The following is a 5722-nucleotide window of genomic DNA, read 5'->3' on the forward strand; positions in this document are numbered from 1 at the left end:
CCTCGATCGCCTGGTTTCTTCGCCGGGGGGTTCATCCGCAGCATCGCCAGGAGTTTTCATCAAAAATAAGGCTGCCGCCGACAGAACGCCGGCGGCAGCCTTGATTCATCCCCGCATGCCCCATCCATAACGGACCATGGCGAACGGAGCAATCACACCGCGCGGCTTCCGGGCTTGTCTATGGGGATCCCCTCCCGGCAAAGGGGGCACTCGGACTCCTCCCATTTCCGGGCCTCCATGCACATCAGCGGCCTGAAAGGAACGCCGAAATCCACGGAGCCGCCCGAACGGTCGACCACCGCCCCCACGCCGGCCACCTCGGCCCCGGTCTCCCTCAGAAGTTCGATGACCTCCCTCACCGAGCCGCCGGTGGTCACCACATCCTCGACCACCAGCACCCGCTCCCCCAGGTTCACGTGAAAGCCGCGCCGAAAGGTCATCTTCCCGTTCTCCCGCTCGGCGAAGATGTTGCGGACCCCAAGGGACCGCGCCACCTCATAGGCCAGAATGACGCCGCCCAGCGCCGGGCCCGCTACCACGTCGACCCGCCCCCCCCGGAACATATCGGCGATCGACGCGCAGAGCTCCTCACTCGCCACGGGGTGCTCGAACAGGGCGGCACACTGCATGTAGCGGTCGCTGTGCAGCCCCGAGGTCAGCTTGAAATGTCCGGTCCGGAGCGCCCTCACAAGCGTCAGGAGCTCCTCGGTCCTCCTCTGTCTCTCATCCCTCCGTATCACGTCGGGCATGTTCTCTCCTCCTTCCGCCGCATCGGAACCACTTTTTCTATTGTCCGAGGGCCGTGTTCAGTTCCGCCCTCATCCGCAGCGCCTCGTCCCGGGCGGCCGAGACGAAGTCGTCGGTCCCGGCCTTCCTGTGGGCACAGATGAGGCTCCGCGACGCCGCGACGACCGCTCCCCCTCCGGACGCGTCGAAACAGCCGGCCAGGGCCTTGGCGGACGCCCCCTGGGCCCCGTAGCCCGGGAGCAGGAAGAACGTGTGCGGCATCCGCCGGCGCAGCCGCGCCCCCTGATCGGGATACGTCGCCCCGACGACCGCGCCGACAGAACTGTAGCCCTCCGAGCCGACGAGGCCGGCCCCCCACTCCCCGACCTTCACCCCCACGTGCTCGAAGAGCGCCCGGCCGTCCCCGACGGTCAGGTCCTGGAACTCGCCGGAGGAGGGGTTCGAGGTCTTGACCAGGACGAAGATCCCCCGGCCCGACGTGCGGCAATCGTCCACGAAGGGCGTCACGCCGTCGCTGCCCAGGTAGGGATTCACCGTCAGAAAATCCGCCGCCAGGGGGGCGTCCGAGGCGAGGTACGCCTCGGAGTAGGCCGCGGCGGTCGCGCCGATGTCCCCCCGCTTCGCATCGAGGATCACGACGTAGCCCAGCCTCCGCGCCTCCGCCACGGTATCGTACATACAGGACAGCCCCGGGAGCCCCATCCGTTCGTAATAGGCCGCCTGGACCTTCACGCAGGGGATCAGATCCCTCAGGCCGTCGAGCAGGGCGAAGTTGAAGGCCCGCACCGCATCGGCAGGCCCCCCGGCCTCGATGTGGTGCCGGGCGAACGCCTCGGGAACATATTCGACCCGGGTATCGAGCCCGAGGGCCGAGGGGTTGCCGCGCTCGCGGATCGCCCGGATCAGACGGTCTATCTGCATTCCGGGCCGTCCCCATACACCGGGCGTCCCTCGAGGAAGGTGCAGCGGACCGCCCCCGTCAGGGTACGTCCGGCGAAGGGCGTATTCTTTCCGCGGCTCCGAAATTTCCCGGGGTTCACCGTCCACTCGGCCCGGGGATCGATCAACGTCACGTCCGCACGTTTTCCGACCTCGAGCGTCCCCGCGTCGAGCCCCAGAACCCTGGCCGGAGCGCGCGTGAGCTTCTCCAGCACCTGTTCGGGCGTCAGGTGGCCGGGCACGACCAGCGCCGTCCAGCAGACCGCGAGCGCCGTCTCGAACCCCGATATGCCGGAGAATGCCAGGGCGAACTCCACATTTTTGTCGTCGGCGTGATGCGGCGCATGGTCGGTGGCGATACAGTCGATCGTCCCGTCCTTCAGGGCCTCGATCAGGGCCAGCCGATCCGCCTCCGTGCGCAGCGGCGGGTTCACCCGCGCATTCGTGTCGTAGTCCTGAAGCCACTCGTCGGTGGCATAAAGGTAATGGGGCGCCGTCTCGCAGGTCACGGGCCAGCCGTGCCGCTTGGCCTCCCTCACCAGCTCGGCCCCGCCTGCCGTGGAGACGTGCGCCACGTGCAGCCGCGCGTTCTCCAGCCCCGCGAGCATGCAGTCCCGCGCGATGATCGTCTCCTCCGCAGCCCGTGTGACCCCCGGCAGGCCCAGGGCCGTCGACCAGTACCCCTCGTTCATGACGCCGCCGTTCGTCAGTTCGTCGTCCTCCGGGTGGGAGACGATCGTCAGGCCGAAGCGTCCGGCATAGCGGAGCGCCAGCCTCATGCGCTGCGCGCTCTTGACGGACCGCCCGTCGTCGGAGAGGGCCACGGCCCCCGCCTCGGCCAGCTCCCCCATCTCGGTGAGCTCCTCCCCCTTCAGGCCCTTCGTCACGGCCGCTATGGGATACACGTGCGCGCTTCCCCGCTCCGCCGCCCTGCTCTTGATGAACTCCGTCACGGCCGCGTTGTCGTTGACGGGGTCGGTGTTGGCCATGCAGCAGACGGAGGTGAACCCTCCGGCCGCCGCCGCCGCGGTTCCGGAGGCGATGTCCTCCTTGTGCTCGTAGCCCGGCTCGCGCAGATGGCAGTGGATATCGACCAGACCCGGCGCCACCAGGAGCCCCGAGGCGTCGACCACCCGGGCGCTCCCGGCCTCCAGATCCCTCCCCAGGGCGGCGATGGCGCCGCCGCGCATCAGCACGTCGCCCCTCTCCAGGCCCGAGACGGTCAGGACGTCGCCGCCCCGAATCAAAATGTCCTCCGCGCTCTCCTTACGATTCATCCAGTTCTCGTTCATCAGGCTGTTCGTCATGCTCGGCCCCTCCCTACGCCCCGGCCTCGGCGCGGGTGCGCGTCAGCAGATAAAGCAGCGCCATCCGCACCGCCACCCCGTTGGTAACCTGCCCGTCGATGACCGACTGCGGCCCGTCCGCGACGTCCGACGCAATCTCCACGCCCCGGTTGATGGGGCCGGGGTGCATGACCAGCGCATCCTTGCGGGCCAGGGCTATCCGCTCCTCCGTAAGGCCGAAGAACTTATGATATTCGCGGACCGAGGGGAAGAGCCCCTTCTTCTGCCGCTCGAGCTGGATGCGCAGCCCCATCACCACGTCCGCGCCCCGGATGGCGTCGTCCACGCGGCAGGTGGCCTCGCAGCCCAGGGACTCGATCTCCACCGGCATCAGGGTTGCCGGCCCCGCGACGACGACCTTGGCCCCCATCTTGCCGAGCCCGTAGATGTTGGAGCGCGCCACGCGGCTGTGGGTCACGTCCCCCACGATGGCGACCCTCAGCCCCTCGAGCGACCCGAACCGCTCCTCCATCGAGAACATGTCCAGCAGCGCCTGGGTGGGATGCTCGTTCGTCCCGTCCCCGGCGTTGATGACGGAGGCCCTCACGTGCCTGGCCATCAGGTGCGGTGCGCCCGTCATCGGGTGCCGCAGAATCATCACGTCGGTGCCCATGACGTCGAGCGTCCGGGCCGTGTCGATCAGGGTCTCCCCCTTGGCCACGCTGGACGCCGAGGCGGTCATCCCCGAGGCGGTGCCCGACAGGTACTTGCAGGCCAGCTCGAAGGACAGCCGTGTGCGCGTGCTGTTCTCGTAGAAGACGGTGATGACGGACTTTCCCTGAAGATGAGGGGTCTTCTTGTTGTTGGAGACGATCACCTGTTTCATGATCTTCGCCGTGTCCAGGATCTCGCGGATCTCGTCGGCGCCGGTATTGCGCAGTCCAAGCAGGTCTTTGGAGCGCAGCATGTCAGTTCTCCCCCTCGTTCATGTCCAGCAGGACGACGGACTCCTCGTCGTCGAACGGCGCCACGCGCACGGAGACGAGCTCGTTCCGGGATGTGGGAACGTTCTTGCCCACGTAGTCGGCCCGGATGGGCAGCTCGCGGTGCCCGCGGTCGATCAAAACGGCCAGCTGGATCGTACGGGCACGGCCCACCTCCATGACCGCGTCCATCGCGGCGCGCGCGGTACGGCCGGTGAACAGCACGTCGTCCACCAGCACCACGTCCCTGCCCGTGATGACGAACGGGATGTCCGTCCCGTTGAGGACCGGGTGCTCCGAGAGCAGCGACAGGTCGTCGCGATAAAAGGTGATGTCCAGGCAGCCCACGGGGACCGTCGTCCCCTCCACCCGGTCGATGTGGCCGGCGATCCGCTGCGACAGCGGCACGCCCCGGCGCTGGATTCCGATCAAGACGACGTTCTCCGTCCCCTTGTTCCGCTCGACGATCTCGTACCCGATGCGCTGGACCGCACGGCCCATGGCCTGGGCGTCCATGATGCGCGCCTTCTCCTTCATGAGTGCCTCCTTCGTACCTGATTCACTTTCACGGAGAACGGCAGAGGTTCCCGGCCAAAAGGCCGACGCGGAACGCGTCAAAAAACAGAAAATGCCCTGCCGTCCTTACGAAAAGACGACAGGGCACGATTATCCTTGCAACATTTCTCACCTTGCAATATTTATGGATAGTCTCCCACACGCCGCCTTCTCGGCCTCTCCGGACCGAACTTAAAGGACGCTTGTGCGCTGCTCTCCAAAACCAAGGGGAACTTTACCACAAAAATTGAATTTTGTCCAAAGGAGGCCCGATATACGTCGTTGTTCCATAACAATCGCAGGGCCCGCGAAGAGAATCTGATGTAGATTTCCTCTTCGCACACCAGGAGATGTGTAAGGCAAACTGTGGCAGAAGCATTTCTTACAAAGGCTGAACCCATGTTCCCAGCGCCCCTGGAAACAGCACGATGGCCCGTGCTGTTTTCGAGTCAGGAGGCTCTCTTATGGAAGATTGTGGATTTGGGTGATTCGACCGTTCAATGTTCAATAATGATAATGTCACTCCGATAAAAAGCTTGCCCATACGTTCACAGATCCGCGTAGGGATTCTCGAAAACACGGACGTCCGTGCTGGTGCCGTCGGAGAAGAAAATTTGCATGGAGATAAACCAGACCTTCTCCTTCGTCTCCACAACAAGGAAACGGTCTGCAATGTCGGCGACGGGCAATTCCTTATCCGGCTTGGGCCTTTCGCGCACCCGGTTGGGGCTCTTCTTGTTGACGCCGTAGGCGATCTTGTCGATAACGTTCCAGCCCGCACCCAACGGCCACAACTCCCGGAAGACATCGAGCTGGATATCGGTCTTCCTCCCCTTGGAAAACGTCACCCAATCCACGTAATCCAAGGCTTTTCGCACCTCCTCCATGAATTCCTCATGCAGGTCGACCCCGAAGGTCTGAGGTCCGTGCATACCCCCACCCTGATCGGCATATTTGACCTCCAACTCGTACCTGGGCCATTCTTTCAGGTCGATCGTGTGTTGGGCATACCGTTCCTTTGTCACGGGGTTACGCTCGCTCGAAAACCCGGCAGAGCGGAAATCCCTATCCGGCGAAACCCTGTAGAAGATCTCACGGGGCTCCTCCCCGGTGTACACGTAGAACGTCGCTATGCCCTCGCGGATATAGCTGAGCTCCAGTCGCATATCGGAAACCTCCTCGTAGAATAAGTAACGTGGAAGTGATACCAGG

The 5722-nt window shown here is 64.7% G+C and carries 6 protein-coding genes; all 6 read right to left on the reverse strand.

Annotated elements, in window-relative coordinates; translation table 11 throughout:
* Positions 1 to 152 precede the first annotated feature (152 nt).
* A complete protein-coding gene (gene pyrE, locus Q0176_RS07330) occupies positions 153 to 749 on the reverse strand; it encodes an orotate phosphoribosyltransferase (protein WP_299300868.1) in 597 nt (198 codons plus the stop codon).
* 37 nt (positions 750 to 786) lie between these two features.
* A complete protein-coding gene (gene pyrF, locus Q0176_RS07335) occupies positions 787 to 1668 on the reverse strand; it encodes an orotidine-5'-phosphate decarboxylase (protein ID WP_299300871.1) in 882 nt (293 codons plus the stop codon).
* Positions 1659 to 2993: a dihydroorotase gene (locus Q0176_RS07340; protein ID WP_299300874.1), complete on the reverse strand. Its 1335-nt coding sequence runs from the start codon at positions 2991 to 2993 to the stop codon at positions 1659 to 1661. The genes pyrF and Q0176_RS07340 overlap by 10 nt, the downstream gene beginning before the upstream one ends.
* Positions 2994 to 3006: 13 nt before the next feature.
* On the reverse strand, positions 3007 to 3939 hold the full coding sequence (locus Q0176_RS07345) for an aspartate carbamoyltransferase catalytic subunit (RefSeq protein WP_299300877.1): 933 nt from the start codon (positions 3937 to 3939) through the stop codon (positions 3007 to 3009).
* Position 3940: 1 nt separating this feature from the next.
* Positions 3941 to 4492 carry a bifunctional pyr operon transcriptional regulator/uracil phosphoribosyltransferase PyrR gene (gene pyrR, locus Q0176_RS07350; RefSeq protein WP_299300880.1) on the reverse strand — a complete coding sequence of 184 codons (552 nt, stop codon included), beginning with the start codon at positions 4490 to 4492 and terminating at the stop codon, positions 3941 to 3943.
* 566 nt (positions 4493 to 5058) lie between these two features.
* Positions 5059 to 5722 (reverse strand): hypothetical protein (locus tag Q0176_RS07355; protein ID WP_299300882.1); only part of this gene is annotated, 664 nt, incomplete at its 5' end.

It is taken from the genome of uncultured Fretibacterium sp. (assembly GCF_938040765.1).
In the GTDB taxonomy this organism is placed as follows: domain Bacteria; phylum Synergistota; class Synergistia; order Synergistales; family Aminobacteriaceae; genus CAJPSE01.

Bases quoted from the DNA above. Each gene is read 5' to 3' on its own strand.
- pyrE (WP_299300868.1), bottom strand. From the start codon at position 749: ATGCCCGACGTGATACGGAGGGATGAGAGACAGAGGAGGACCGAGGAG.
- pyrF (WP_299300871.1), bottom strand. From the start codon at position 1,668: ATGCAGATAGACCGTCTGATCCGGGCGATCCGCGAGCGCGGCAACCCC.
- Q0176_RS07340 (WP_299300874.1), bottom strand. From the start codon at position 2,993: ATGACGAACAGCCTGATGAACGAGAACTGGATGAATCGTAAGGAGAGC.
- Q0176_RS07345 (WP_299300877.1), bottom strand. From the start codon at position 3,939: ATGCTGCGCTCCAAAGACCTGCTTGGACTGCGCAATACCGGCGCCGAC.
- pyrR (WP_299300880.1), bottom strand. From the start codon at position 4,492: ATGAAGGAGAAGGCGCGCATCATGGACGCCCAGGCCATGGGCCGTGCG.